Annotated in this window: 13 protein-coding genes and 2 pseudogenes; 7 read left to right on the top strand and 8 right to left on the bottom strand. The window is 70.3% G+C overall.

The genetic code is table 11. From position 1 onward, the window contains the following. Window positions 1–81 precede the first annotated feature (81 nt). Window positions 82–810, top strand: coding sequence for a class I SAM-dependent methyltransferase (locus CCZ36_RS27670; protein WP_069736825.1), 729 nt, complete (start codon window positions 82–84; stop codon window positions 808–810). 66 nt (window positions 811–876) lie between these two features. On the opposite strand, the gene CCZ36_RS27665 is transcribed toward CCZ36_RS27670, so the two are convergent. The 4 genes from CCZ36_RS27665 to CCZ36_RS27650 all read right to left on the bottom strand — a co-directional run bounded on the left by CCZ36_RS27665 (window position 877) and on the right by CCZ36_RS27650 (window position 5,797). Next, on the bottom strand, window positions 877–2,241 hold the full coding sequence (locus CCZ36_RS27665) for an NDP-hexose 2,3-dehydratase family protein (RefSeq protein WP_069736824.1): 1,365 nt from the start codon (window positions 2,239–2,241) through the stop codon (window positions 877–879). Further along, window positions 2,238–3,287 carry a dTDP-glucose 4,6-dehydratase gene (gene rfbB / locus CCZ36_RS27660; RefSeq protein ID WP_069736823.1) on the bottom strand — a complete coding sequence of 350 codons (1,050 nt, stop codon included), beginning with the start codon at window positions 3,285–3,287 and terminating at the stop codon, window positions 2,238–2,240. The genes CCZ36_RS27665 and rfbB overlap by 4 nt, the downstream gene beginning before the upstream one ends. Continuing rightward, window positions 3,284–4,354 (bottom strand): glucose-1-phosphate thymidylyltransferase, encoded by a 1,071-nt coding sequence (locus CCZ36_RS27655; protein WP_069736822.1) that lies wholly within the window; start codon window positions 4,352–4,354, stop codon window positions 3,284–3,286. Before CCZ36_RS27655 ends, rfbB begins: the two co-directional genes overlap by 4 nt. A gap of 147 nt (window positions 4,355–4,501) precedes the next feature. Beyond that, complete coding sequence (locus tag CCZ36_RS27650; protein WP_069741287.1) at window positions 4,502–5,797, bottom strand: nucleotide disphospho-sugar-binding domain-containing protein; 1,296 nt, start codon at window positions 5,795–5,797, stop codon at window positions 4,502–4,504. 203 nt (window positions 5,798–6,000) lie between these two features. Here CCZ36_RS27650 and CCZ36_RS27645 point away from each other — a divergent pair, with 203 nt between their 5' ends. The 4 genes from CCZ36_RS27645 to CCZ36_RS27630 are packed head-to-tail and all read left to right on the top strand — an operon-like array spanning window position 6,001 to window position 10,663. Further along, complete coding sequence (locus CCZ36_RS27645) at window positions 6,001–6,918, top strand: proline iminopeptidase-family hydrolase (protein ID WP_069736925.1); 918 nt, start codon at window positions 6,001–6,003, stop codon at window positions 6,916–6,918. Window positions 6,919–6,952: 34 nt separating this feature from the next. Continuing rightward, on the top strand, window positions 6,953–8,302 hold the full coding sequence (locus CCZ36_RS27640) for a KamA family radical SAM protein (protein ID WP_069736820.1): 1,350 nt from the start codon (window positions 6,953–6,955) through the stop codon (window positions 8,300–8,302). A 20-nt stretch (window positions 8,303–8,322) separates the two neighbouring features. Then, on the top strand, window positions 8,323–9,639 hold the full coding sequence (locus tag CCZ36_RS27635; RefSeq protein WP_234427828.1) for a pyridoxal phosphate-dependent aminotransferase: 1,317 nt from the start codon (window positions 8,323–8,325) through the stop codon (window positions 9,637–9,639). A 52-nt stretch (window positions 9,640–9,691) separates the two neighbouring features. Continuing rightward, window positions 9,692–10,663, top strand: a complete 972-nt coding sequence (locus CCZ36_RS27630) for an ACP S-malonyltransferase (RefSeq protein WP_069736819.1) — start codon at window positions 9,692–9,694, stop codon at window positions 10,661–10,663. Here CCZ36_RS27630 and CCZ36_RS27625 read toward each other — a convergent pair. Together CCZ36_RS27625 and CCZ36_RS27620 are read right to left on the bottom strand one after the other, a co-directional pair. Next, the gene (locus CCZ36_RS27625; RefSeq protein ID WP_234427827.1) at window positions 10,605–12,263 is read right to left on the bottom strand and encodes an AMP-binding protein; all 1,659 of its coding nucleotides are present in this window, start codon (window positions 12,261–12,263) and stop codon (window positions 10,605–10,607) included. The two genes, CCZ36_RS27630 and CCZ36_RS27625, sit on opposite strands and share 59 nt — an antisense overlap. A 102-nt stretch (window positions 12,264–12,365) precedes the next feature. After that, window positions 12,366–12,605, bottom strand: a complete 240-nt coding sequence (locus tag CCZ36_RS27620; protein ID WP_069736817.1) for an acyl carrier protein — start codon at window positions 12,603–12,605, stop codon at window positions 12,366–12,368. Window positions 12,606–12,747: 142 nt separating this feature from the next. On the opposite strand from CCZ36_RS27620, the gene CCZ36_RS27615 reads away from it, so the two are divergent. Together CCZ36_RS27615 and CCZ36_RS27610 are read left to right on the top strand one after the other, a co-directional pair. Further along, window positions 12,748–14,364, top strand: a complete 1,617-nt coding sequence (locus CCZ36_RS27615) for an AMP-binding protein (protein WP_128818787.1) — start codon at window positions 12,748–12,750, stop codon at window positions 14,362–14,364. Then, on the top strand, window positions 14,361–15,557 hold the full coding sequence (locus tag CCZ36_RS27610) for a cytochrome P450 (protein WP_069736815.1): 1,197 nt from the start codon (window positions 14,361–14,363) through the stop codon (window positions 15,555–15,557). The genes CCZ36_RS27615 and CCZ36_RS27610 overlap by 4 nt, the downstream gene beginning before the upstream one ends. 248 nt (window positions 15,558–15,805) lie before the next feature. Here CCZ36_RS27610 and CCZ36_RS37025 read toward each other — a convergent pair. Both CCZ36_RS37025 and CCZ36_RS37020 read right to left on the bottom strand, forming a co-directional pair. Beyond that, window positions 15,806–18,130, bottom strand: a pseudogene (locus CCZ36_RS37025) (type I polyketide synthase); the annotation flags it as partial. Window positions 18,131–18,283: 153 nt separating this feature from the next. Next, window positions 18,284–26,873, bottom strand: a pseudogene (locus CCZ36_RS37020) (SDR family NAD(P)-dependent oxidoreductase); the annotation flags it as partial. Window positions 26,874–26,919 lie beyond the last annotated feature (46 nt).

Below are 26,919 nucleotides of genomic sequence, written 5' to 3'. Positions count from 1 at the left end.
CCGTAAAGGCGGCTTTAGGGGTAGGAGCCCCCTGAACCCGCTCGTACCATCGGAGCACCTGTTCGCCACCTCACGCTTGGGATGATCGTCATCGAGAATGAGCAGATCTACGACGAGAAGTTCGCGGACGTCTATGACGACATCTATCCGGTCCGCGCCGATTACTCCGATTTCGCGCAGCAAATTCACGACCTGATCGCCGAACGCTGTCCGGATGCCACCACGCTGCTCGATGTCGCCTGCGGCACCGGGGAACATCTGGTCCGGCTGCGCGACCACTTCGAGGTCGCGGGGATAGACCTGTCGGGCCCCATGGTCCGGGTGGCGCAGAAAAAGCTGCCGGACGTGCCCGTCCACCAGGGCGACATGCGGGACTTCGATCTCGGCCGGACCTTCGACGCGGTGGTGTGCATGTATTCGTCGGTGGGCTATCTGCCCTCCGTCGAAGGGCTGTACTCCGCCGTGTCCACGATGGTGAAGCACGTTGCGCCGGGCGGCGTCCTCGTCGTCGAGCCCTGGGTCTGCAGGGAGGACTGGAACGGCGGTGACCTCGTCCACGCCACCTTCCAGAGCGGCGACCGCACGGTGACGCGCATGGGCCAGTGGACGACCCGGGACGGGCACAGCTGCGTCGAGATGCACTACCTCGTCGGCGAACCGCAGAGTGTGCGGCATTTCGTCAACAAGCAGGAGCTGTCGCTCTTCACGCGGAAGGAGTACTTCGGCGCCTTCGACGCGGCGGATTGCACCTGGGAGTACCTCACGGAAGGCTTCTCCGGCCGGGGCGTCTTCGTCGCACGGCGGCTCTGACCGGGGCACGGCCGAAGCCGTACCGCGGCCGGGGGTCCTCGACGACCCGCGGCCGGCGGTACGGGGTCACCGGCCCGCGGCTGCCGTCGCGTTGAGGCAGGCCAGCAGGGTGCGGGCCTGCACGTTGACGTGGTGGCCGCGCCGGACCAGCCGGGAGAGCTGACCGGCGGTCAGCCACCTGTAGCCGTCGGGCGCGGCGTCACCCGGGCCCCGGTCGCCGGCCTCGACCAGCAGACAGCGGCTGTCGGCCCCCAGGAAACGGCCGCCCTCCTCGGAGTGCACCGCCTCGTAGAGGACGTCGGCGCGGTCGGCCGCCAGGACCTGGTCCAGGAAGAGCGGGCGGTCCCCGGGGGCGAGGTGCGCGTAGTTCTCCGGGGTGCACTGGACGGTGGGGGCGAGCTCCACCGAGTCGTGGAGCCCCGCCTCGGCGCGGGCCTGCGCCAGTACGTGCCGGACGCCCCCGATCCGGCGGGTCAGGAACGCGGTGACGCCCAGCCCGCGGGGCTCGAAGAGCGGCTGGGACCAGCCGGTCACCTCGCGGTTGCCCGCCTGCACGGAGACCCCCACGACACGGAAGTAGCGGCCTGATTCGTGATCGATCGTGTGCGTGCCGCGGCTCCATCCGTCGATCGCGGAGAGGGGCAGCGGCTCCACGTGCACCTGGCGGCGGGCGCGTTCGGCTTCGAGCCAGCGGTCGATCTCGGCGTCCGGATGCAACGCCTCCTCCCCCGTGTCGGGGAGGGGGACGCAGGACAGGACGGTACGGGAGTCCATGTTGACGACGTTGTCGTGGTGCAGCAGCTCCGCGATCTGCCCCAGGGTCAGCCAGCAGTAGTCGTCGTCCTGCGGCACGTCGCCGTCCGTCTCGACGATCGTGTTCCGGTTGCTCTTGCGGTGGAACCACGAACCGTGCTCGGACTGCTGCGAGTCGGCGAGGACCCGGACCCCTTCCGGCCGTGTGAAGTAGTCGATGTACTTGACGCGCGCGCCGCGGTGGACACCGGTGTAGTTGCTCCGGGTCGCCTGGACCGTGGGCGACAGCTGGAGGAGAGGGCGGTTTCCGGGTTCCATCTTGGCCTGCATCAGGCAGTGCAGCACCCCGTCGAACTCCTTGACGAGGATGCCGAGGATGCCCACCTCACGCTGGCAGATGATGGGCTGCTCCCAGGTCCGGACGGGGCCGTGGCCGGTCCTGGCCCGGATTCCCTCCACGGTGAAGAAGCCGCCGCTGCGGTGCCGGATGTCGCCGGTGCCGTCGTCGGCGTACCAGCCGTCCATGCGGTCGAGGGGGACGCGCTCCACCCGGAACCGGTTCTCGCGCCGGCGCTCCCCCAGCCACCGCACGACGTCCTCGGTGCGCATCACGGCGCCCTCGGTGGTGGCCGCCGAGAGGGCGAGCCGGGCCGCGTCGGTGACGGGCCCGGGGCTCATGCCGCGCTTCCCGTGTCCGCGCGGGCGCCTCGGTGGGCCGTCGCTGCCCGGGGGCCGGCGGTCAGGTCCGCACCGTCCGGCCCGGGTGGCCGCTGCCAGTGGTGCCGGTTCTCCCGGTACCAGGCGACGGTGGCCGCCAGACCGGTGTCCATCGTGTTCCGGGGGGTCCACCCGAGCTCGTCGCGGATCTTCCCGGAGTCCACGGAGTACCGCAGGTCGTGGCCCTTGCGGTCGGTGACACGTTCGACGCTCTCCCAGCCCGCCCCGCAGATGTCGAGCAGCAGGCCGGTGAGGTCCCGGTTGCTCAGCTCCGTACCGCCGCCGATGTTGTAGATCTCGCCGGGGCGGCCGTCCGTCAGCACCGCGCAGAGCGCCCGGCAGTGGTCCTCCACGTGCAGCCAGTCCCGGACGTTGCCCCCGTCGCCGTAGAGCGGGACCGTCCGCCCGTCGAGCAGACGCGTGGCGAACAGCGGTATGAGCTTCTCCGGGAACTGGTAGGGCCCGTAGTTGTTCGAGCACCGGGTGACCCGCACGTCGAGGCCGTGCGTCCGGTGGTAGGCGAGCGCGATGAGGTCCGAGGACGCCTTGGACGCCGCGTACGGGGAGGTGGGCAGCAGGGGGTGGTCCTCCCTGGAGGACCCCTTTTCCACCGATCCGTAGACCTCGTCGGTGGAGACGTGCAGGAACGTCCCCGGGCCGTGCCGGAGCGCGGCGTCCAGCAGGATCTGCGTCCCCACGACGTTGGTTCCCACGAACGCGGACGCGTCGAGGATGGAGCGGTCCACATGGGACTCCGCCGCGAAGTGGACCACGGCGTCGTGACCGGCGACGAGGGTGTCGACCAGGGCCGCGTCCCGGATGTCGCCGTGGACGAAGGTGAACCTCTCGTCGGCGGCGACGGGAGCGAGGTTCTCCCGGCTGCCCGCGTAGGTGAGGGCGTCCAGGACGGTCACCGCCGTCACCGGAAGCGGGGAGTCCGGGCCGAGGAGCAGGCGCGCGAAACACGAACCGATGAAGCCGGCACCGCCGGTGACCAGGACCCTCATGGTGCCACCTGTACCTTGCAGTGGTCGCCGATCAGGAACCGGTGGGACGCCCGGGGCGTGCGGCAGGCGCGGGTCAGATGCGCTTCCCGCCCGATCAGCGACCCCTCGATCGGTCCGACGCCCTCGATGGCGGCGCCGTTCAGGACGATGGAGAACTCGATCTGGCTGGTGTCGATGACACAGTCCTCGGCGATCGACGTCGAGGGGCCGATGTAGGAGGACGTGACGACCGTTCCGGCGCCGATCACCGCGGGGCCGACGATGCGGGACTGCGACACCACGGCGCCCCGCTCGATACGCACGCGGCCGATGATCTCGCTCTCCTCGTCGACCTTTCCCTCCGTGCAGGGCTCCAGTGTCTCCAGCACGCTCCGGTTGACCTCCAGCATGTCGGTGACGGTGCCGGTGTCCTTCCAGTAGCCGTCGACCGTCGCCGATCCCACCGGGTATCCGTTGTTCACCAGCCACTGGATGGCCTCGACGATCTCCAGCTCGCCCCGCGGCGAGGGGCTGATGGCGTCGATCGCCTCGTGCACGGCGGGGGTGAACAGGTAGACCCCTATGACGGCGAGGTGGCTGGCCGGGTTCTTCGGCTTCTCCTCCAGCCGCACCACCTGCCCGTCCGCGTCGAGTTCGGCCACCCCGAAGTCGGTGGGGTTGTCCACGCGGGTCAGCAGGATCTCGGCGGCCGGGCGCTCCGCGTGGAACTTCCGGAGCAGGGCGTCGATCCCGCCCACGATGAAGTTGTCTCCCAGGTACATGACGAAGTCCTCGTCGCCGAGGAAGTCACGTGCGATGAGCACCGCGTGTGCCAGGCCGAGCGGTTCCTCCTGGTAGATGTAGGTGACGCGGGCGCCCATGGCGCTGCCGTCACCGACCGCTTCGCGCACCTGCGCCTGCGTACCGCCGACGACGATGCCGATATCCGTCACTCCCGCGTCGACCAGTGTTTCGATCACGTAGAAAAGCACGGGCTTGTTGGCCACGGGAATGAGCTGTTTGGCGCCGGTGTGCGTGATCGGGAATAGTCTGCTGCCGATGCCGCCGGCGAGTACGAGTGCTTTCATGAGGATGAAGTCCTTACCCTGCCTTGGCCATGGAAGCCATAGAGGAAAACCAGGCGGACATTGCGGACCCGTGGCCAGGCACCTATATCGGGAACTGACCCGCCGACTCGCAGAAAGTTACTCATCCGCGCGCGCCCCGGGGAACCCCTAAATGGTCGCGGTGGAGCGGTGCCGGCGGCGGGCCGCCGCGGCCTCCAGTTCGGGGACGAGATCGCCGAGCGTCCGGGTGGCGAGCATCTCGGCCTGCACCTGGCGGGCGTTCTCACGGAACGACGGATCCTCGACGAGGCGGGCGACCTTGTCCCGGACGCGCTCGGCCGTGATGTCCTCCAGGTCGATGAACAGCCCGTACCCGCGCTTCTCCTGGGCGACGGCGGAGGCGCGCTCGCTCCAGATGGTGCCGGGCACGATGAGCTGCGGGACGCCGTTGACCACCGCGTTCCCGACGGTCGCCCCGCCGCCCTGGTGCACGATCGCGGAGCAGCTCGCCAGCACCTCGTTCATCGGGACGAACGCCTCCGCCCGGACGTTGTCCGGGACGTTCCTGACCGAGGCCAGCTGTGCCTTGTTGAAGGTCGCGATCACCTCGACGTCGAGCCGGCCGAGTCCGGCGAGGAGTTCGGAGACGGAAGCCTGCTCGACCCCGTGCACCTGGCGGTTGGAGACACCGAGCGTCAGCAGCACGCGCGGCCGGGTGGGCGCCTGGAGGGCCCAGTCGGGCATCGGCAGCGGCCGGTTGACGGGGACGAAGCGTACGGGGAGGTAGTTGACGTCCAACGGGAAGCGCACGCAGGAGGGCGAGGGGCAGATGCTGGCGCTGCCGAACCGCAGCTCCTCGTCGAACGCGCACCCGTGCCGGCCGAGCCACTCCGTCATCCACTCGGCGAGCGGGTCGGGCCACGCGACCTCGGGGCGGCGCTCCTTCAGCTTCTCGTACTCGAAGTGGACTCGCGCGTTCTGGTCGGCGGCGTACAGCATCCGCATCTGCGCGGCGCCCACCACCTCGGCGACCATCGCGCCGGCGTAGATCAGCGGGTCCCAGACGATGAGGTCGGGCTGCCACCGGCGGGCGTACCGCAGGGCCTCGTTGAGGAACTCGTCGGAGTTGACGTACCGGATCATGCCCGCGGTCGTCTCGTACGCGGCCTGCACGTACTCGTCCGTCAGCCGCTCCGGCCGGGCCTCGGCGAGCTTGAAGGGATCGTTCACCTGGCCGCTGGCGCCACTCACGCCGTCGTCGCCGTACTGGCGGTGCTTGGCGATGTCGAAATCACCGCCGACCCAGGCGCACTCCAGCCCGGTCTGCAGAAATGGATCGATTTCCGACGGATTCCGCTGGCCGACATAGCGCACCTCGTGCCCGGCCGCCCGCAGTGCCCATCCGACCGGCGCCAGACTGTAGATGTGCGTGCGGGTCGGAAACGACATCAACATGACGCGCATGCAGTTCTCCAATAGTTCGGCGCGGGACAGCGGAAGCCTCGGCCCACAGGACCCAATTGGCGCCACGTTAGCCGCGCACGCGCGCGGGGAAATACCGTCCGACCCCTGGCGGGGAGATTAGGGGTGCGCGACCCCTAAGGGGGCTGGCGCCGAATGCTCCAGGAGGTTAGACAGGGATTCGAGCTGGATGCGAGGTGAAGAACATGGCCGTGGCGGCCGGCGCCAAGGGCAGGATCCCTTTCCGCGAGTACCGCACCTGGTACAGGCTGACGGGCACGCCGGGTCGGGGACGCCCGGCGGTCGTCGTCGTGCACGGCGGACCGGGAAGCACGCACGACTACCTCATCGGCCTCAGCTCGCTGAGCGAGGACGGCTGGCCGGTGGTGCACTACGACCAGCTCGGCAACGGTGGATCCACCCATCTCCCCGACGCGGGGGCGGACTTCTGGACCGTCGGCCTCTTCCTGGAGGAACTCGACAACCTGCTCCGCCACCTGGGCATCGCCGACGACTACGTGCTCGTCGGGCAGTCCTGGGGCGGGATGCTGGCGGCACGGCACGCCGCCGACCGTCCGGCCGGCCTGCGCGGCCTCGTGATCGCCAACTCGCCCGCCTCCTACCCGCTGTGGCGGCAGGAGATGGAGGTGCTGCGGGCCGCGCTGCCCCCCGGGGTCGACGCGACCCTCCGGGCGCACGAGGCGGCGGGGACGACGCACACCGAGGAGTACGCCGAGGCGGTGCGGGTCTTCAACGACCGCCATGTCTGCAGGGTTCGGCCGCTGCCGCCCGCGTACGTCGCCTCGGTCATGGAGACGGCGAACGATCCGACCGTCTACCACACCATGAACGGGCCCAGTGAGTTCCATGTCGTGGGCACGCTCAAGGACTGGTCGGTGGAGGACCGGCTGCCGGACATCGCGGTGCCCACGCTGGTGCTCTCCGGCCGCCACGACGAGGCGACCCCGGTGACGGTGCGCCCCTTCCGGGAACGCATCCCCGATGTGCGCTGGGAGATCCTCGAGGAGTCCAGCCACATGCCGCACCTGGAGGAGCCCGAACTCTTCCACGCGACCCTGGTCGACTTCCTGAAGAGCCTCGACGACAGGCGTTCCGATGGCTGAGCCCGGCCCGGATCCGACCCGAAGGAACGGTGGCATGCCCGCACAGAGACCGACCGCCGGCGAAGTGACACGGTTCCGCACGGTGGGGCCGCAGCACATGGACGAGGTGGCGGCACGGTACGGCTTGTCGCACGGCGCGCTGGAGACCGTACGCGCGGTCTCCCGGGTGCTGCCCTTCCGGGTCAACGACTACGTGCTGTCCGAGCTCATCGACTGGAACCGCGTCCCCGAGGACCCGATCTTCCAGCTCGTCTTCCCCCAGCACGGGATGCTCCGCGCCGAGGACGAGAAGCTGCTGGTCGACCTCGCGCGGGCCCGTGCGCCCAAGCGGGAGATCGCCGCCGAGGTGCGCCGCATCAGGGCCGGTCTGAATCCGCACCCCTCCGGGCAGATGGAGCTGAACGTCCCGAGTCTGGCCGACGACGCGCTGGAGGGGATCCAGCACAAGTACCGGGAGACGGTGCTCTACTTCCCGCAGCAGGGCCAGACCTGTCACTCCTACTGCACCTACTGCTTCCGCTGGGCGCAGTTCATCGGCGACGCCGACCTGCGGTTCGCTGCCCCGGGTCCGGAGCGGCTCGTGGAGTATCTGCGGTGCCATCCCGCGGTGTCGGACGTGCTCTTCACGGGCGGTGACCCGATGGTGATGTCGACCGAGCGGCTGCGGAGCCATCTGGAGCCCGTGCTGTCGGTGGAGACCGTACGGACCGTGCGCATCGGTACGAAGGCGGTGGCGTACTGGCCCCAGCGGTTCGTCAGCGACGCGGACGCCGACGATCTGCTGCGCCTGTTCGAGCAGGTCGTGGCCTCCGGCCGCACGCTGGCGGTCATGGCCCACTTCAGCCATCCGCGGGAGCTGGAGACGGCCACGGCACGCAGGGCCCTGGGGCGCGTCCGCGCGACCGGCGCCGTCGTGTACTGCCAGGCGCCGCTGATCGCGCACGTCAACGACGACGCGCGCACCTGGGCGGAGCTGTGGCGGGCCGAGCTCTCGGCGGGAGCCGTCCCGTACTACATGTTCGTGGAGCGGGACACCGGCCCCCGGCACTACTTCGAGGTGCCGCTCACGAAGGGGCTGGAGATCTTCCGCACGGCCTACAGCAAGCTGCCGGGGCTGGCCCGTACCGTACGCGGGCCCGTGATGTCCGCGACGCCGGGCAAGGTGCTCGTGGACGGGGTCGAGGAGACCGCCGAGGGCCGGTTCTTCCAGCTGCGGATGGTCCAGGCACGCGACCCGGACCTGGTGGGGCGGCCGTTCCGGGCCCGCTGGTCACCGACCGCCGCGTGGATGGACCACCTGGAGCTCGACCCGTCGGCACCCGCCGACATCGCCGCCGCCTTCGCCGGCACGAGCCGCCGGCCGATGGCCGGTGTCTCCGAGTGACGTCCCGAACGGAGCCAGCCATGACCGCGCACGCCCACGCTCGTACGGATCCGGCCGCCGGTGCCCCGGGCGGCGCACGGACCGCCCGCCGGATCTCCCCGAACCTCGCCCTGGACCAGCTCGTGGCGGAGCGGCAGGCGCGGGGCGAGCGGATCACGCATCTCGGGTTCGGGGAGTCGCGGCTGCCCGTCTTCCCGCCGCTGGCCGAGCGGCTGGCGGCGGGCGCGTCCCGCAACGCGTACGGCCCGGTCGCGGGTGACCCGGGGGTGCGGGCGGCCGTGGCCGGGTACTTCGCGCGCCGCGGGCTGGAGACCGACCCGGCGCAGGTGATCGTCGCGCCGGGCAGCAAGGCGCTGCTGCTGGCCCTGCAACTGGTCGAGCCCGGCGATGTGTTCCTGCCCGCGCCGTGCTGGGTCACCTATCAGCCGCAGGCCACGCTGGCGGGCAAGCGGGCGTTCGGCGTCCCGGTTCCGGCCCACTGCGGAGGGGTGCCTGAGCCCGGCGCCCTGCGCACCGCCGTCCGGGCCGCCCGCGCGGCGGGCCATCACCCGCGTCTGGTGGTGCTGACGCTGCCGGACAACCCGACGGGGACGCTGGCTCCGCCCCGGACGGTGCGGGAGGTCTGCGCGGTCGCGGAGGAGGAGGATCTGCTCGTCGTCTCCGACGAGATCTACCGCGACATCCTGCACGAGTCCGCGCCCCCCTTCCTCAGCCCCGCCGAGGTCGTACCCGAGCGCACGATCGTGGTCACGGGACTCAGCAAGAGCCTGGCCCTGGGCGGCTGGCGCATCGGTGTCGCGCGCTTCCCGGCCGGCCCCGCGGGGGAGCGGCTGTGCGCCGACGTCACGTCGGTGGCGAGTGAAGTGTGGTCCACGCTGGCCGGGCCCATGCAGGCGGTCGCCGAGTACGCCTTCGCCGAGCCGCCCGAGCTGCTGGAGCGGCTGCGGAGGGACGCACACCTGCACGGGGCGGTCGCGGGCGCGGTGCACGACATCGTGATCGCGGCGGGGGCGGAGTGCCGGCAGCCGACGGGCGGTTTCTACGTCTACCCGGACTTCGGTCCCGTACGGGAACGGCTGGCGGGCAAGGGGATCGTCGACGGGGAGTCCCTGCAGAGGCACCTCATCGAGGAGTCCGGCATCGCCGTCCTCGCGGGGGTCCACTTCGGCGACGCGCCGGACGCTCTGCGGTTCCGCGCGGCCACGAGCATGCTCTACGGCCGTACGCGCGACGAGCAGCGGGCCGCGCAGGAGGCGGAGAAGCCGCTGGAGCTGCCGCACATCGCCGACTCCCTCGCCGCGATCGACCGCGGCTTCACCGCGCTGACCGCCGGCTGACAAGTGTCCGGCCGGCGCAGGGCCGAGGCCGGGAGACCGAGGAGCAGCACACATGGAGAGCACGTCCCAGCACGTCGAGGAGATTGACGGCGTACCCGACGGCGGCACCGCGATCGTCTTCCCCGGGATGGGCCCGCAGGACTTCGCGGTCTCGGGGAAGTTCCTGCTGATCGACCCGGTGGCGAGTCAGATGCTCGCCGAGGCCTCCGACACGGTCGGGTACGACGTGTTCGCCCGCTACCGGGACAGCGCGAGCGACTACAGCGAGGAGGCGCAGATCGCGTTCCTCGTCGTCTGTCTCGCGCTCGCACGCCGGGCCGAGACCACGCAGGGCCTCAGCCCCCGGCTCTGCGTGGGCCCCAGCTTCGGCGGCAAGGGCGCCGCCGTGTACTCGGGCGCGCTGTCCTTCGGGGACGCCGTGCGGCTCACCTCGCAACTGGCCCGCTACGAGGCGGCGTTCTTCGCCGAGGAGTGTCCCGGCATCGTCACGCACTCGTTCGCCAGGACGCCACGCGCCGTCCTGGACGCGATCGGGGAGGAGCTGACGGCGGCAGGCGAGTGGCACGAGATCTCCTGCCACATCGACGACGACTTCTACATGCTCTCGCTGCGCGAGGAGCGTCTGGAGTGGTTGCAGAAGATGCTCCGGGCCGAGGGCGGGATGCCGCTCTACACGATGAACCCGCCGATGCACGCGAGCCTGTTCGCCCCGCTGCGGGACCGGGTGGAGGCGGAGCTCTTCGCCGATCTGTCCTTCGCCGACCCCCGGATCCCGGTGGTCGCCGACCAGGACGGCTCCGTACGTACGACGGCGGACGGTGTGCGCACGATGCTCCTGGACGGGTTCGTGCGACCGGTCAGCTGGCCCGCCGTGGTGGACACGCTCCTGCGGTCGGGGGTGCGCGACCTGTGCGTGGCAGGCCCGGACAGCCTGTTCTCCCGCGTGCCGCGCACCACCCGCAACTTCACGGTCGATCAGATCGGTCCGCAGTCGGTGCTGCGGCCCCGGCCGGCGCGCCCGTGACCGTCGTGCCCCGGCGGGCGGCGGCCGCGGCCTCGCCGATCTCGCGGAGCGCGGGGCGGTCGATCTTCCCGTTGGGGGTGACGGGGAGTTCGTCCACCACGTGGATCTCCTGCGGCGCCATGTAGCCCGGCAGGTCCTCCATGCAGAAGGCGCACAGCCCCATCTCGTCGAAGGTGCCTTCCTGTCGGGCTTCGGGGGTGAGGACGACGAAGACCGCGAGCACGGGGTCGGCACCGGACCTGGGCATCAGTACGGCGCTGACGGCGGCGACGCCCGCGAACTCGGCGGCCCTGCGCTCCACCTCGCCCAGTTCGACGCGGTTTCCCCGGATCTTGACCATGGAGTCGGCGCGTCCGACGAGATAGAGCTCGCCCGCCTCGCCCCGGGTCGCCACGTCTCCCGTACGGAACACCACCTGGCCCGACTCCGGCGCCGCCGGGTCGGGCACCAGGGCCTCGCCCGTCGCGGCGGGGTCGTCCCAGTAGGCGGTGAACAGGGCGGAGCTGCGCAGCAGGATGTGGCCGTCGGCCCCCTGCTCGGTGACGGGGGCTCCGTCGTCGTCGACCAGCATCATCTCGGCGCCGGGGTGGGCGTACCCGATCGACATCCGCTCCATGTCCTTCGGCAGCGGGCGGGGGACGTCGGTGAACGAGGCGGCGATGGACTCGGTGCTGCCGTAGCAGTTGACGATCCTCGCCTCCGGCAGCAGCTCCTGGAGCTGCCGCATCTCGGGCAGCGGGAAGGACTCGCCGGAGTAGAGGACACCGCGGATCCGGTCACCGAGCTCCGCCAGTTGCGCCGACTCGTGCCGGAGCACGGGCCGCCAGATCGACGGGGCGCCGTTGACCTGCGTGATCTCCGCGTCCCGGAGGAACTTCACGAACCGCCGGGGCCAGCGCAGCAGTGAGCGCGGCACCGGCGCGATCGTCGCCCCGGTCCCCAGGGCCAGCCCGATGTCGAGCAGGGAGAAGTCGAACTGCAGCGGAGCCGTCGTGGCGACCCGGCTCTCCGGTCCCACGATGCCGTGCTGGAGCATCCCCCGGTAGAACGCGAGGATCCCTCGGTGGCTCATCACGACGCCCTTGGGGCGCCCGGTGGTCCCGGAGGTGAAGACCACGTACGCGGGGTCGGCGGCCACGATCTCGCGCCGGTGGCGCACCCGTGGCGCGGCGGCCCGTTCGATCGTGACGCCGGATCCGCCGAAGCGCCCGGTACCGATGTGCTCGGGGATGCCGTCCCGCCGGCCGTCGTCCGCCTGGAGATAGAACGCGGGCCGGATGGTGCCGAGAATCGACAGGAGCCGCTTCGTGGGGGTTTCGGGGCTGATGGGGACGAACGGCAGTCCCCGGGAGGAGCACGCCAGGAAGGCCGCGATGGACGAGGCGGACGTATCGGCTTCCAGGATGACGCGGTCACCGATGTCCAGACCCAGTTCGTCCAGTGTCTTGGCATAACCGGCGACACGGTCCTGGAGCTGCCGGTACGAAAGGAAACCCGTTTCATTTTCGTGGTATTCGACCACTGCCGGCTTTTCCGGCGTGAGTTGCGCACCGAGCAGCAGGAACTCATGAAGTCGTTCCGACGCATTCTGCCCACGCATGAATATCTCCCGGCCCATGTCCGCCTCTCCGTCTGCTCCGGTCACCCCTAGCCGACCCCTATACCGTCACCGGGCTCAGGTCCTGATACGCCGTCACCGGACTCAGGCCCTGACCGACTCCAGCGTCGCCCAGAGGCGAGCGGGCGTCTCGAAGTTCCGCATGCTCATCGCCTCGTCCGCGAACCGCACGTCGTAGCTGCTCTCGATGGACGAGAGCAGCTCCACCATGGCCATGGAGTCGAGCCCCACGTCACGCAGCGAAAGGTCCGCGTCGAGCGGCTCGGTCGCTCCGAGATACGGCAGGTGGCCGCGCAGCAGTTCCTCGAACCGGGTGTCCCACATCGGCTACTCCACTCCGCATTCGCATCAGCTGGAATCAAGGGTTGCCAGGACGCAGATCGCGTCCGATCGTTGGGCACCGAGCCTAGTTGCAGAAGTGGCTTTCATCGACTGGCGACCACCCCTATTCACAGCGGAGTCGAGCATGGCAGAAAGCGCGGAGTACGCTCTGCATTCGAGGTTTCTCCGGGGCCTCGCCGCCTCTCCCGATGGAATCGCCGCGCGCACGGGAAAGGAATCCCGCAGCTACGCCGAGATGCACGGTCTGGCGTTGCGCTGGGGTGGCTCGCTGGCCCGGACGGGCAGTCCGGCCGTCGGTGTCCTGGCCGCCAGGGGGCTCACGGCCTATACGGGGATTCTGGCGGCGCTCTACGCGGGTGCGGCCGTCGTGCCGCTGCGGCCCGACTTTCCGGCGAGCCGGACCCGGCAGATCATCGAGGCGTCGGGCCTCCGCGCCGTCGTGGCCGACGAAGAGGGCCTCGCCGTCCTCCCGGAGGTGCTGGACGGCGCCGACGAGATGTCCGTGCTCGCGCCGGATGCCGCCGACGGGGCGACGGTGCCCGGGGTACGGCTGTTGCCGGCCTGCGCCACCGCCCTCGACGAGCCGGCCCGGATCAAGCCCGGCGATCCGGCGTACTACCTCTTCACGTCGGGGTCCACGGGCAGGCCCAAGGGGGTGGCCCTCACCCACGGCGGCACCGAGCACTACTTCCGGCTGGCCGACGAACGCTACGACTTCGGCCCGGGTGATGTGTTCTCCCAGGCGTTCGAGCTGAACTTCGACTGCGGCGCCTTCGACCTGTTCTGCGCCTGGGGCGCGGGGGCGACCGTCGTGACGATCCCGCCGGGGGCCTACCTCGATCTGCCCTCCTTCGTCGCGCAGCAGGGGCTGACGGTGTGGTTCTCGACGCCGAGCGCCATCGACCTCGTACGCCGTGTCGGCGGCCTCGGTGAGAACGTGCTGGCAGGGCTGCGCTGGAGCCTGTTCGCCGGGGAGGCGCTGAAGTGCCGGGACGCCGAGGACTGGCAGCGCTCCGCGCCCGCCTCCGTCCTGGAGAACCTGTACGGGCCGACCGAGCTCACCATCACGATCGCGGCGCACCGCTGGTCGAGCGAACACTCCCCCGCGGCCGCCGTCAACGGTCTCTCCCCGATCGGCCCGGTGCACCGGGGCCACGAGCACCTGCTGCTCGACGACGACGGCGAACCGTGCCATGACGAGGGCGAGTTGTGCGTGAGCGGACCCCAACTGGCGGCCGGCTACCTCGATCCGGCCGACGAGCAGGGCAGGTTCTTCGAGCGGGACGGACGCCGCTGGTACCGGACGGGCGACCGGGTGCGGCGGCTGGACGGGGACGAACTCGTCTACCTCGGGCGCCGCGACGCCCAGGTCCAGATCCAGGGCTGGCGGGTCGAACTGGCGGAGGTGGAACAGGCCTTGCGGCTGTGCGGCGTGGGCGATGCCGTCGCTGTCGCGGTGACGGGCGCGACCGGCACGGAACTGGCCGCCTTCTACACGGGTGACCGGGTTCCCACGGCCGGGCTCGTCGGACGGCTCCGCGCGCATCTGCCGGCCGGGGTGCTGCCCAAGCACTACCACCACCTGCCCGAGTTCCCCCTCAACGCGAACAAGAAGGTCGACAGACTGCGGCTTGCCGCGTACGCCCAGGGCCTGATCGACGGCGGCACCGACATGAGCAGCACGGACAGCACCAGCGGAACGGCCGGCGAGCCGGCGACGGGAGCAGGAGAGTCACGATGAGCACCGAGAAGCGGATACGCGACTACCCGTTCGACATGGAGGACATCAGCGTGTCCGCGCAGTACGCGCGGCTGCGTGAGGACGAGCCGATGAGCCGCGTGCGCCTGCCCTTCGGGGAGCCCTCCTGGCTGGCCACGCGCTACGACGACGTGAAGCTCGTGATGACCGACCCGCGGTTCAGCCGGGCCATCTCCCAGGGCCTCGACCAGCCGCGGCTGCGCAGCCAGTTGGTCGGTGACGGGATCATGGGCATGGACCCGCCCGACCACACCCGGCTGCGCAAGCTCGTCGGAAAGGCGTTCACCGCACGCCGGATGGAGAAGATGCGCGCCGAGGTGCGCGGACTCGCGTCCCGGATCGTCGACGACATGATCGCGGGCGGGCAGAGCGCCGACATCGTGGAGGATTTCGCACGGCTGCTCCCCGTGACCGTGATCTGCGATCTGCTCGGCGTCCCGTTCGAGGACCGGCACGTCTTCCGCCGCTGGACGGAGGGTGTGACCAACGACGAGACGGCGAAGGCGGACGTCCTCTTCGAGATCGGCGGGGAGCTGGACGACTACATGGCCGGCCTGGTCGCCCAGCGCCGCGAGGAGCCGACCGACGATCTTCTCGGCGCACTGGTCTACGCCCGCGACAACGGGGACAAACTCGACGACACCGAGCTGATCGCCCTCGCGGGCGCGGGGCTGCTCACGGGCGGCGTGGAGACCGTGGCCTCGGCGCTGCCCAGCTTCGTCTACACGCTGCTCACCCGGCCCGAACTGCTCAAGCAGTTGCGTGAGGAGCCGGAGCTGCTTCCCACCGCCGTGGAGGAGCTGCTGCGCTACGTGCCCATCAACACGTCGGCGATGTTCGCCCGGTACGCCCTTGAGGACGTCTGGTTCAGGGACACCCTGGTGCGCACGGGCGACCCCGTCCTGCCCGCGCTGCACGCGGCCAACCGGGACCCCGAGGTCTTCGACGACCCGGAGACCATCGACCTGGCACGCGCCCACAACCCGCACGTCACCTTCGGGCACGGCCCGCACCACTGCATCGGCGCGCAACTCGCCCGTATGGAACTCCAGGAATCGCTCAGGGAGTTGCTGACCCGCCTGCCGGATCTGCGCCTGGCCGACCCGCCCGAGAGCATCCAGTGGAAGTTCGGTGTGATCGTGCGCGGTCCGGCCGAGCTGCGCGTCACCTGGTAGACGTCCTGGACGCCAGGAGCTCCCGGACCGGACCGGTGGGAGCCCCTGGATCAGAACCGGCCCGCCCTCCGCGGCGGTCCTGACACCGACTTCGGCGGTACGTCAGGGCCGGGCGGGAGGGCGGGCCTTCCTGTTCCCCCGGTGCCGGGGGGCGCGGGTGCGGGCGGCGGGGTCTTCCGGCTCCTCCGGTCTCCCGGCTCCTCCGGCCTGCCCGTTCCCCCGGCCTCCCGGCTCCCCCGGCCTGCCCGTCACTCCTCGCCGAGCTCGCCGAGTTCACCGTCGAGGATGCCGAAGAGCTCCTCCGCCGTGGCCGACCCGATCTCCTCCTCGTCCGCCGCCCGCGCCCGGGCCTGGTCCGTCCGCGGCCCCGACCACGCCTCGGTGAGCGCGCGCAGCCGGGTGATCACCGAGGCGTACTGCTCATCGGCGGGGTCTGCCGTACGCAGTGCCTCCTCGATCGCGGCGAGCTCCGCGCCCAGGGGGAGACCGGCATCCGGATCGTCCACCAGCTCCTCGAAGAGCAGGTCGGCGACGGCCTGCGGGGTGGGGTGGTCGAAGACCAGCGTCGCCGGAAGCCGTACGTCCGTCAGTTTGGCCAGCAGGTTGCGCAGTTCGAGCGCGGCCAGCGAGTCGACGCCGAAATCGGTGAAGCCGCGCTTCGGATCGATGTCGCGGGGCCCGTCGTGCCCGAGCACGACCGCGACCTGGGTACGGACGAGGTCGAGCAGGAACGGAGCACGCTCGCGCGGACGCATCGCCGCCAGCCGCTCCTCGAACGGCATCTCCGGTTCGACGGGAGCGGACTCGGCACTGCGTCGCTGCGGAGCGCCGGAGCGGACCAGGCCGCGCAGCACCGCCGGCACATCGCGTCCGCGTTCGCCCACGGCCGCCGTGTCCAGCCGCATCGGCAGGACGACGGGGCTCCCCAGGCCCACCGCCGTGTCGAACAGCGCGAGGCCGTGCGCGGTCGGCAGGGCGCGCATGCCCGACCGGTGCATCCGTTCCAGGTCCGCTTCGCCGAGCGTCCCGGCCATCCCGGCGCGTTCCTCCCAGAGCCCCCAGGCCAAGGACGTCGCGGGCAGTCCGAGACGGTGGCGGTGCGCGGCGAGCGCGTCCAGGAATCCGTTGGCGGCGGCGTAGTTGGCCTGCCCGGCGCCGTCGAACGTGCCGGCCGCCGACGAGAACATCACGAACATCGAGAGGTCGAGCGCCATCTCCTCGGCCAGTTCGTGCAGGTACCACGCGGCGTCCGCCTTGGAACGGAGCACCGCGTCGAACCGCTCCGGCGTCAGCGAGCCGATCAGCCCGTCGTCGAGCACTCCGGCGGTGTGCACGATGCCGGACACCGGATGGTCCGAGAGCAACCGGGCGAGGGCCTCGCGGTCGCCGACGTCACAGGCGACGACCGTCGCGCGGACACCGTGGCCGGAAAGCTCGGCCACGAGCTCCCGCGCGCCGGGGGCCTCGGTCCCGCGACGGCTGACGAGGACCAGCTCGCTCACTCCGTACCGGGCGGCGAGGTGGCGTGCCACAGCGGCGCCGAGACCGCCCGTACCCCCCGTGACCAGAACACTCGCACCAGGCTCCGGCGCCTTCACGACCCCGGCCGCCCGCGTCAGCCTGGCCACCCGGACCTCACGGTCGTGCAAGGCGAATTCCGGCTCGCCGGAACGCAGGCCTTCGGTGAGCAGGTCGGCCCGTATCTCGCCCGGCCCGAGGTGGACGAGGGTGATCCGGTCGGGGTTCTCGGCCTGCGCGGCGCGTACGAGCCCGGTGACGGCCCCGTCGACGGGACCCGAACCCGTGGTCGCGATCACGAGTCTCGCTGCGGCACAACGTTCGGCCGACAGCCAGTCGTTGAGCAGCGCGAGCGTGTCGGCGACGGTCTCGCGCACCGCGGCCGGCGGCTCGTCGGCAGGGACCTGCGGTACGTGGAGAACCGCGTCGGGCATCGGCCCGGCGGAGCCCAGGAGGGCGGCCAGAGCCTCGTACGACACGGCACCGGGCAGAGCGGGGCCCGCGGCACCGAGCACCGCCCAGACGGTGCTGCCGCCCTTCTTCGACTCCGACTCCGCCGCCCCTGACGGCGCTCCCACCGCGGTCCAGTCCAGGGTGAACAGGTCGTCGTGGACCTGGTCGCCCCCGAACTCGTCGGCGAACTCGTCGGCGGACACGGCACGCGGTACGAACGAGTCGACGGTCAGTACGGGCCCGCCTCCCGGGTCCGTCGCGGTGATCGCGTAATCCGCTCCCCCGCCTGCCCGGGTGAGCCGGACCCGCAGCGCGGTGGCTCCCGTCGCGTGCAGGGTGACACCGTGCCAGGCGAACGGCATGGTGACGTCGTCGTTCTCGGCGAACAGCTCCCCACCGTGCAACGCCATGTCCAGCAGTGCGGGGTGCATGCCGAAGCCGCTCGCGTCCGCGTCCTCCGGGAGTGCGACCTCGGCGAAGACCTCGTCGCCCCGCTTCCAGGCACGACGCAGGCCGCGGAAGAGCTCCCCGTAGCCGAAGCCCTGCTCCGTCAGCAGGTCGTACAGAGCGCCGATGTCGACGGTTTCGGCGGCGGCCGGCGGCCATACGTCCTTCTCGGCCACCACGGCGGCGACCGCCGATGCCGGCTCCGACGTCAGGTAGCCGCTCGCGTGGCGCGTCCACCCACGCGTAACCCCGTCGCTCCGCTCCCCGTGCGTACGGGCATGGACGGCCACGGGTCGGCGTCCTGCGGCGTCCGGCCCACCGACCGTCACCTGAAGGGCGAGGGAATCGCGTGCCGCGAGGTGGAGAGGCGCTTCCAGGACGAGTTCGTCCAACCGCGAGCACCTGACCTCGTCGCCCGCTCTGATGGCGAGCTCGACGAACGCGGCGCCCGGAACGATGACGTTGCCGGACATCGTGTGCTCGGCCAGCCAGGGGTGGGTGGCGAGCGACAGCCTTCCGGTCAGCGTCACGCCATCCCCGTCGACGTGATCCAGCACCGCCGCCAGCAACGGATGCCCCGCACCCACCTGACCCGACACCGACACATCACCCGAACCCGAACCACCCGAACCCGGCTCCAACCAATACCGCCGACGCTCAAACGGATACGTCGGCAAATCAACAACCCCACCACCAACACCACCCCGAACACCAAGACCCTCGAACACCGCACCCCAATCAACATCAAACCCCCGCACCCACACCCCACCCAACGCACCCACCACACCCCGCACCTCATCACGCCCCCGCACCACCGACGGCACAAACACCACCTCATCACCCACAACACAACCCGGACCCATCACCGACAACACCGCATCCGGACCCACCTCGACAAACCCCGAAACACCCCGACCCTCCATCACCCGAACCGTCTCCAAAAACCGCACCGGCTCCCGCACATGCGACACCCAGAACTCCGGATCACACACATCACCACCCACCACCAAACCCAACACCGGCTCCCGGAACACCAACCCCTCCACCACACCCCGAAACTCCTCCAACATCGGCTCCATCAACACCGAATGAAACGCATGCGACACCACCAAACGCTTCGATCGACGACCACGCCCCACAAACACCCCCACCACCTCATCCACCACACCCTCCACACCCGACAACACCACCGACGAAGGACCATTCACCGCAGCCAACGACACCCCACCACCCAACAACGGCAACACCTCCTCCTCCGACGCCTCCACCGCCACCATCACCCCACCCGACGCCAACCCCTGCATCAACCGCCCACGCGCCACCACCAAACGACACGCATCCTCCAACGACAAAACCCCAGCAACAAAAGCAGCCACCACCTCACCCACCGAATGACCACCCACACAATCCACCCGCACACCCCACGACACCCACAACCGAAACAACGCCACCTCAAACGCAAACAACCCCACCTGCGCCACACCCGTATCATCCACCGACAAACCAGACCACCAACCAGAACCAGATTCCGGAGCAGAACCCGAATCGGAATCCAGACCCCACATCACCTCACGCACACCCTCACCCACCAAACCCATCACCTCATCAAACGCCTCCGCAAACACCGGAAACGCCTCATACAAACCACGCCCCATCCCCAACCACTGCGACCCCTGACCCGCAAACACAAACCCCAACCCACCACCAGAAGACGGCACCACACCAGAAATGACACCCGAACCCGACGCCGGCTCACCCTCCGACAACGCCACCAAACCCGAACGCAACTCCTCCCACCCCTCACCCACCACCACAGCCCGATGACCCAACCCCGCACGCGTCAACGCCAACCCACGACCAACCTCACCCACCGACACATCCCCCACCACCGCATCCCCCACCGCCACCACACGCCCCGCCAACTCCCCCACCACACCCACAGAACCACCCGACAACACCAACGGCACCACACCAACCGAACCCACACCAGAAACCGGAACCAGCTCCGGCCCCACCTCACCGGACACCTCCACCGGCGCCTGCTCCAAAATCACATGCGCGTTCGTCCCACTGATCCCGAACGACGACACACCCGCCCGACGCACCCGACCCACATCCGGCCACACCCGCCCCTCCACCAACAACTCCACCGCACCCGCAGACCAATCCACCTCACCCGACGGCACATCCACATGCAACGTCCGCGGCAACACCCCCCGCCGCAACGCCTCCACCATCTTGATCACACCAGCCACACCCGCAGCCGCCTGCGCATGACCAATATTCGACTTCACCGACCCCAACCACAAAGGCCGCCCCTCAACACGACCCTGCCCATACGTCGCCAACAACGCCTGAGCCTCAATCGGATCACCCAACCGCGTCCCCGTCCCATGCCCCTCCACCACATCCACATCCCCCACCGACAACCCCCACTCACCAACGCCGCCCGCACCACCCGCTGCTGCGACGGACCATTCGGAGCACTGAACCCATTCGACGCACCATCCTGATTCACCGCAGAACCCCGCACCACCGCCAACACCCGATGACCATTCCGCCGCGCATCCGACAACCGCTCCAACACCAACAACCCCGCACCCTCCGACCACGCAGCACCATCCGCACCCCCACCGAACGACTTACACCGCCCATCCACCGCCAACCCCCGCTGACGACTGAAATCAACAAACATATCCGGCGTCGTCATCACCGTCACACCACCCGCCAACGCCAACGAACACTCACCCGCACGCAACGACTGCGCCGCCCAATGCAACGCCACCAACGACGACGAACACGCCGTGTCCACCGTCACCGCCGGCCCCTCCAACCCCAACGTGTAAGAAATACGACCCGAGACCAGGCTTCCTTCGGTGCTGGTACCGGCGTAATCGTGGTACATCAGGCCGGCGAATACCCCGGTGCTGCTCCCACGCAGGGACGACGGGTCCACACTCGCCCGCTCGAACGCCTCCCACGACAACTCCAGCAGCAAACGCTGCTGCGGATCCATCTCCAACGCCTCACGCGGAGAAATCCCGAAGAACTCCGCATCAAAACCCGCCACATCCGCAAGGAAACCCCCCTCACGCACATACGACTTCCCCGGCACCCCCGGCTCGGGATCATAAATCCCCTCGACATCCCACCCACGATCACGCGGAAAACCACCGATCGCATCCACCCCGTCGTCCACCAACCGCCACAAATCCTCAGGCGACTCCACCCCACCCGGATAACGGCAACTCATCCCCACAATCACCACCGGATCGTCCTCCACACCATCCGCACCGCCCACCGACCCCACAGTGGTGTCCGAGACCGGAGCCGGAGCCGAGGCCGGAACCGGGGAGATCTTCTCCCGGAGGAGAGCGGCGACGGCCTCCGCGTTGGGGTGGTCGAAGACGAGGGTGGCGGGCAGCTTCAGCCCGGTGGCGGAGGTCAGACGGTTCCGGAGGCCGACCGCGGCCAGCGAGTCGAAGCCGAGGTCCTTGAAGGCGCGGCGCGCGTCGACGGCGGCCGCGTCGGCGTGGCCGAGTACGGAGGCGGCGTGTTCGCGTACCAGGTCGGTGAGGTACTGCAGCAGTTCCGGCTCGGGGAGCCCGGCTGTCGCGCCTTCCAGCGCGGACGTGCCGACGCCGGAGCTGTTCGCTGTGACGGTCCGGCGTACGGGCGCGGGTACCAGCCCGCGCAGCAGGGCGGGCAGGTCCGTGCCCTGGGCCCGGAGGGCTGCGGCGTCGAGCCGGATCGGCAGCAGCAGGGCCTCGTCGCTGCGCAGGGCGGCGTCGAAGAGGGCGAGGCCCTGTTCCGCGGTGAGCCCGAGGTCGCCGGAGCGTGCGAGGCGTGCGGTGTCGGCGTCCGTGAGGTGGCTGGTGAGTCCGCTGCGCTGCTGCCAGAAGCCCCAGGCGAGGGAGATGCCGGGACGGCCCTGGGCTCGCCGGTGTGCGGCGAGTGCGTCGAGGAAGGTGTTGGCAGCGGCGTAACCGGCCTGGCCCGCGTTGTCGAGCGTTCCGGCCATGGAGGAGAAGAGCACGAAGGCTGCCAGGTCGCAGTGGGCCGTCAGCTCGTGCAGGTGCCACGCGGCGTCGACCTTCGGGCGGAGCACGGCAGCCGTGCGTTCCGGGGTGAGGGAAGGGATCGTCCCGTCGTCGAGTACGCCCGCCGTGTGGATGACGGCGGTGAGCGGGTGGGCTGCGGGTACCCCGGCGATGAGCCGGGCGACCGCGTCGCGGTCGGCGGCGTCGCAGGCGACGACGGTCACCTGGGCCCCGCTCTCCGTGAGCTCGGTGGTGAGCTCGGCGGCACCCGGTGCTTCCTCGCCACGGCGGCTGGTGAGCAGGAGGTGGCGTACGCCGTGCTCGGCCACCAGGTGGCGGGCGACGAGGGCGCCGAGCACCCCGGTGCCGCCGGTGACGAGTACGGTGCCCTCGGTGTCCAGCTGTCCCCGTACGACCGGGGACGATGCCCCGGCACCGTGGTGCGTGTCCGTTCCCGCGGACCCGACCGGTCCGTTCGACTCCGCCGGTGACACCGCGCGGACGACTCCCGGGGTGGACACCCGGCCTGCGCGTACCGCGAGTTGCTCCTCGCCCGCCTCGATCGCGGCGAGCACGTCCTCGACCGGAAGGGGCTGGTCGTCGATGTCGAGCAGGACGAACCTGCCGGGCTCCTCGCACTGTGCCGCCCGTACGAGGCCCCACACCCCGGCTGCCGTCAGGCCGGTGAGGTCCTCGCCCCGGGTGGTCACCGCGCCGCGGGTCACGACGACGAGCCGTGCGTCCGCGTACGGCTCGTCCGCCAGCCAGTGCTGCACCTCGCGGAGGACATCCTGGACGGCGCTGTGCGCGCTGTCCGCGACCGGCTGCCCGGGGTCGGTGGCGACGGACAGGAACACCGTGGCCGGTGTGTCCGCCTCGGAGCCGGGCTCGGCACCCTCGTAGGCGCCGAGGGCTGCGGCGAGACCGAAGTGGTCCGGACCGGTCAGGGTGCAGCGACGGCCGGCGGCAGCCGGGTTCGGCGAAGGGGAGGAGGAGGTGGCCGTGGCGGAGGCCTCGGAGGCGGCGGCTGTCGCGGAGCCCGGTCGTACGGTCCAGGCGATGCGGTACAGCGAGTGCTGCTCCTCATGGCCGTGCCGGCCTGCTGCCCCTTCCTCCATGACTCGGGTCGTCAGCGACTCGATCGACGCGACCGGTGCTCCGGTCGCGTCGGCCACCTCGATGGCCACGGAGTCCTTCCCCGCGGGCGACAGCCGTACGCGGAGCGTGGTCGCGCCCTGGGCGAACAGGGAGACGCCGTTCCAGGAGAAGGGGAGGGTGATCTCGCCGTCCCGTACGGGGCCGGTGAGTTCGCCGTAGTCGATGGCGTGCAGGGCGGCGTCGAGCAGCGCGGGGTGGATGCCGAAGCGGCTCGCGTCCGTGTCGTCGGGGAGGGTGACCTCGGCGTACACGTCGGTACCGGCCCGCCACACGGCTCGCAGGCCCTGGAAGGTGGGCCCGTAGTCGTAGCCGCGCTCCGCGAGCTGCTCGTAGGCGTCGCGTACGTCGACGGGGCGAGCACCCGGCGGCGGCCACTGCGCGAGGCTGAAGTCGCCGGGCCGGGCGGGCTCGCCGAGGAGACCGGTCGCGTGCTGGGTCCAGGGGGTGTCGGGAAGGCTCCCGACGGGCCGGGAGTAGACGGCGAACGGACGGTGGTGCCCTTCGGCCGGCCCGACCATGATCTGGAGGTCGACGCCTCCGGTGGTGGGGAGGACGAGCGGGGCGGTGAGGGTGAGCTCCTCCACCGCGCCCGATCCCGTCTCGTCGGCGACGCGGATGGCGAGATCCACGAAGCCCGTTCCGGGGAAGAGCACGTGGCCGGTGACGGCGTGCTCGGCGAGCCAGGGGTGGGTCCGCAGGTCGACGCGGCCGGTGAAGGCGAGCGCACCACCCTCCGCGAGGGTCACCGCGGCGCCGAGCAGCGGGTGTCCGGTGGGGGTGAGGCCCAGGGCGGCGGGATCGGTCGTGTTGCCGGCCGACCCGTCCAGCCAGTAGCGCTGTCGCTGGAAGGCATACGTCGGCAGATCCACCCGCCCCGCACCCACCGGCACAACAGCCCCCCAGTCCACACCCACCCCAGCAGACCAGAGCTCACCCACCGAACGCAGAAAACGATCCAACCCACCATCACCACGACGCAACGACCCCACAACCGCACCCTCAACACCCCCACATCCAACAACTCACTCACACCCGGAACCAGAACAGGATGCGCACTCACCTCAACAAAATCCGTAAACCCCTCACCCACCAACGCCCCCACCGCATCCGCAAACAACACCGGCTCCCGCAAATTCCGATACCAATAACCCCCATCAACCACACCACCACCCACCCAACCCACCAACACCGACGAAAAGAACGGCACCTCAGGCACCCCCGCCACCACCGGCGCCAACACCCGCAACAACTCCTCCTCCACCAACCCCACCTGCACCGAATGCGACGCATAATCCACCGCAACACGCCGCACCCGCACCCCCTCACCCACCAACACACCCTCCAACACACCCAACCCCTCCACATCACCCGACACCACCACCGACGACGGACCATTCACCGCCGCCACCGACACCCCCACCGGCAACCGCCCCACCAACTCACCCACCGACAACCCCACCGACAACATCCCCCCACCACCCGCCAACGACCCCGCAATCACCCGCGACCGCAACACCACCACCCACGCACCATCCTCCAAAGACAACGCACCCGACACCACAGCCGCCGCAATCTCCCCCTGCGAATGCCCCACCACCGCATCCGGCTCCACACCCAACGAACGCCACAACGCCGCCAACGACACCATCACCGCAAACGACACCGGCTGCACCACATCAACCCGCCCCAACAACGACCCACCACCAACCCCACCCAACTCCTCAACCCCCAAACCATCCGCCTCCGCCAACACCTCCCACAACGACCAATCCACCAACGGCTCCAACACCCGCGCACACTCACCCAACCGCTCCGCAAAAACCACACTCTCCCGCGCCAACCGCGCACCCATCCCCACCCACTGCGTCCCCTGACCCGGAAACACAAACGCCAACCGACCACGAGCTGCCGGTGGTTGAGGGGAGGTTGCGGTGCCGTTCGCGAACGCGGCGAGTTCCGCGCGCAGTTCCGCCTCGTCGCTGCCGACGAAAACGGCGCGGTGCGGGAAGTCGGCACGGGTGGCGGCGAGCGAGTACGCGACGTCCGCCGGGCGGCCGGTGATGTGCGACTCGACGTGCGCGAGCAGCCGGGCCGCCTGGTCGCGCAGGGCGTCCTGGCTCTTCGCGGAGAGCGTCCACGCGACAGCGGGCACGGCGGGCAGGGCGACCGTGGCGGCCTGGTCGTCGTCGCGACCGTCCGGGTGCTCGTCCATGGCGTACGGCTCCGAGGGAGCCTGCTCGACGATGAGGTGGGCGTTGGTCCCGCTGACGCCGAAGGACGAGACGCCCGCCCGTCGGGGCCTGCCGTCGGGCGTCTCCCACGGCAGCGACTCGGTGAGCAGTTCCACGGCGCCCGCCGACCAGTCCACCTGGTCCGAGGGTGCGTCGACGTGCAGGGTCTTCGGCAGCACACCGTGCCGCATCGCCTGGACCATCTTGATCACACCCGCGACACCGGCCGCCGCCTGCGTGTGACCGATGTTCGACTTGAGCGACCCCAGCCGCAGTACCTCGGCGTCTTCCCGGCCCTGTCCGTAGGTCGCGAGCAGCGCGTGCGCCTCGATCGGGTCGCCGAGCGTCGTGCCCGTACCGTGCGCCTCGACCGCGTCGACCTCGGCGGCCGACAGCCCGGCATCCGCCAGCGCGTCCCTGATGACCTGCTGCTGCGCGATACCGCTGGGGGCGGTGAGACCGTTGGAGGCACCGTCCTGGTTGACGGCGGAGCCGCGCAGTACGGCCAGCACCTGGTGGCCGTTGCGCCGGGCGTCGGAGAGACGTTCCAGGACGATCAGGCCGACGCCTTCGGAGAACTGCGTGCCGTCGGCGGCTGCCGCGAACGCCTTGCACTTGCCGTCGGGGGCCAGCGCGCGCTGCCGGCTGAACGCGGTGTACGTACCGGGCCTGCTGAGTACCGCCGCGCCGCCCGCCAGCGCCAGCGAGCACTCGCCGGAGCGGAGTGACCGCACCGCGAGGTGGAGGGCCACCAGCGAGCTGGAACAGGCGGTGTCCACCGCGAAGGCCGGACCGTTGAGGCCGTAGTTGTACGACAGCCGGCCCGCCGCGACGCTGAGCGCGTTGCCGGTCACGAGGTATCCGTCGACGCCTGCGGCGGCTTCGTCCAGACGCGGCCCGTACTCCTGCTGCTCGGCGCCGACGAACACACCCGTCCTGCCACCGTGCAGCGTGGCCGGGTCGATGCCCGCGCGCTCGAACGCCTCCCAGGACACCTCCAGCAGCAGCCGCTGCTGCGGGTCCATGGCGAGCGCCTCACGCGGCGAGATCCCGAAGAAGTCCGCGTCGAACTCGGTGGCGGCCTCGATGAACCCGGCCTCCCGCGCGTACGTCGTGCCGGGCTTGCTGGTGTCGGGGTCGAAGAGCCTGTTGAGGTCCCAGCCCCGGTCCTCCGGGAAACCCGAGATCGTGTGACGGCCCTCGCTGACCAGCTCCCACAGTTCCTCGGGCGAGGTCACGCCGCCCGGGAAGCGGCATCCGATGCCGACGACCGCGACGGGATCGTCCGAGTCCGCCCCGGCCCGCGGTCCGGCCGCCTCCGGTATGCCGACGGCGTCGATGCCGAGGAGTTCGGCACCGAGGTGGCGGGCGATGGCCTCCGGGGTGGGGTGGTCGAAGAGGATCCGCGCGGGGAGTTCCCTTCCGGTCGCCGCCGACAGCGAGGTGACCAGTCCGACGAGCGCGACGGAGTCGAGGCCGAGGTCGCGGAAGGCCCGGCCCGGGTCGAGCGCCGCG

It is taken from the genome of Streptomyces sp. S063 (assembly GCF_002832675.1).
Classification (GTDB): Bacteria; Actinomycetota; Actinomycetes; order Streptomycetales; family Streptomycetaceae; genus Streptomyces; species Streptomyces sindenensis.
The sequence above is the reverse complement of the archived record's forward strand: the minus strand, read 5'-3'. Positions and strand labels throughout refer to the sequence as shown.

What these genes read in the sequence shown, in the direction of transcription:
- CCZ36_RS27670 (WP_069736825.1), top strand. Translation starts at nt 82, where the DNA reads ATGATCGTCATCGAGAATGAGCAGATCTACGACGAGAAGTTCGCGGAC.
- CCZ36_RS27665 (WP_069736824.1), bottom strand. Translation starts at nt 2,241, where the DNA reads ATGAGCCCCGGGCCCGTCACCGACGCGGCCCGGCTCGCCCTCTCGGCG.
- rfbB (WP_069736823.1), bottom strand. Translation starts at nt 3,287, where the DNA reads ATGAGGGTCCTGGTCACCGGCGGTGCCGGCTTCATCGGTTCGTGTTTC.
- CCZ36_RS27655 (WP_069736822.1), bottom strand. Translation starts at nt 4,354, where the DNA reads ATGAAAGCACTCGTACTCGCCGGCGGCATCGGCAGCAGACTATTCCCG.
- CCZ36_RS27650 (WP_069741287.1), bottom strand. Translation starts at nt 5,797, where the DNA reads ATGCGCGTCATGTTGATGTCGTTTCCGACCCGCACGCACATCTACAGT.
- CCZ36_RS27645 (WP_069736925.1), top strand. Translation starts at nt 6,001, where the DNA reads ATGGCCGTGGCGGCCGGCGCCAAGGGCAGGATCCCTTTCCGCGAGTAC.
- CCZ36_RS27640 (WP_069736820.1), top strand. Translation starts at nt 6,953, where the DNA reads ATGCCCGCACAGAGACCGACCGCCGGCGAAGTGACACGGTTCCGCACG.
- CCZ36_RS27635 (WP_234427828.1), top strand. Translation starts at nt 8,323, where the DNA reads ATGACCGCGCACGCCCACGCTCGTACGGATCCGGCCGCCGGTGCCCCG.
- CCZ36_RS27630 (WP_069736819.1), top strand. Translation starts at nt 9,692, where the DNA reads ATGGAGAGCACGTCCCAGCACGTCGAGGAGATTGACGGCGTACCCGAC.
- CCZ36_RS27625 (WP_234427827.1), bottom strand. Translation starts at nt 12,263, where the DNA reads ATGCGTGGGCAGAATGCGTCGGAACGACTTCATGAGTTCCTGCTGCTC.
- CCZ36_RS27620 (WP_069736817.1), bottom strand. Translation starts at nt 12,605, where the DNA reads ATGTGGGACACCCGGTTCGAGGAACTGCTGCGCGGCCACCTGCCGTAT.
- CCZ36_RS27615 (WP_128818787.1), top strand. Translation starts at nt 12,748, where the DNA reads ATGGCAGAAAGCGCGGAGTACGCTCTGCATTCGAGGTTTCTCCGGGGC.
- CCZ36_RS27610 (WP_069736815.1), top strand. Translation starts at nt 14,361, where the DNA reads ATGAGCACCGAGAAGCGGATACGCGACTACCCGTTCGACATGGAGGAC.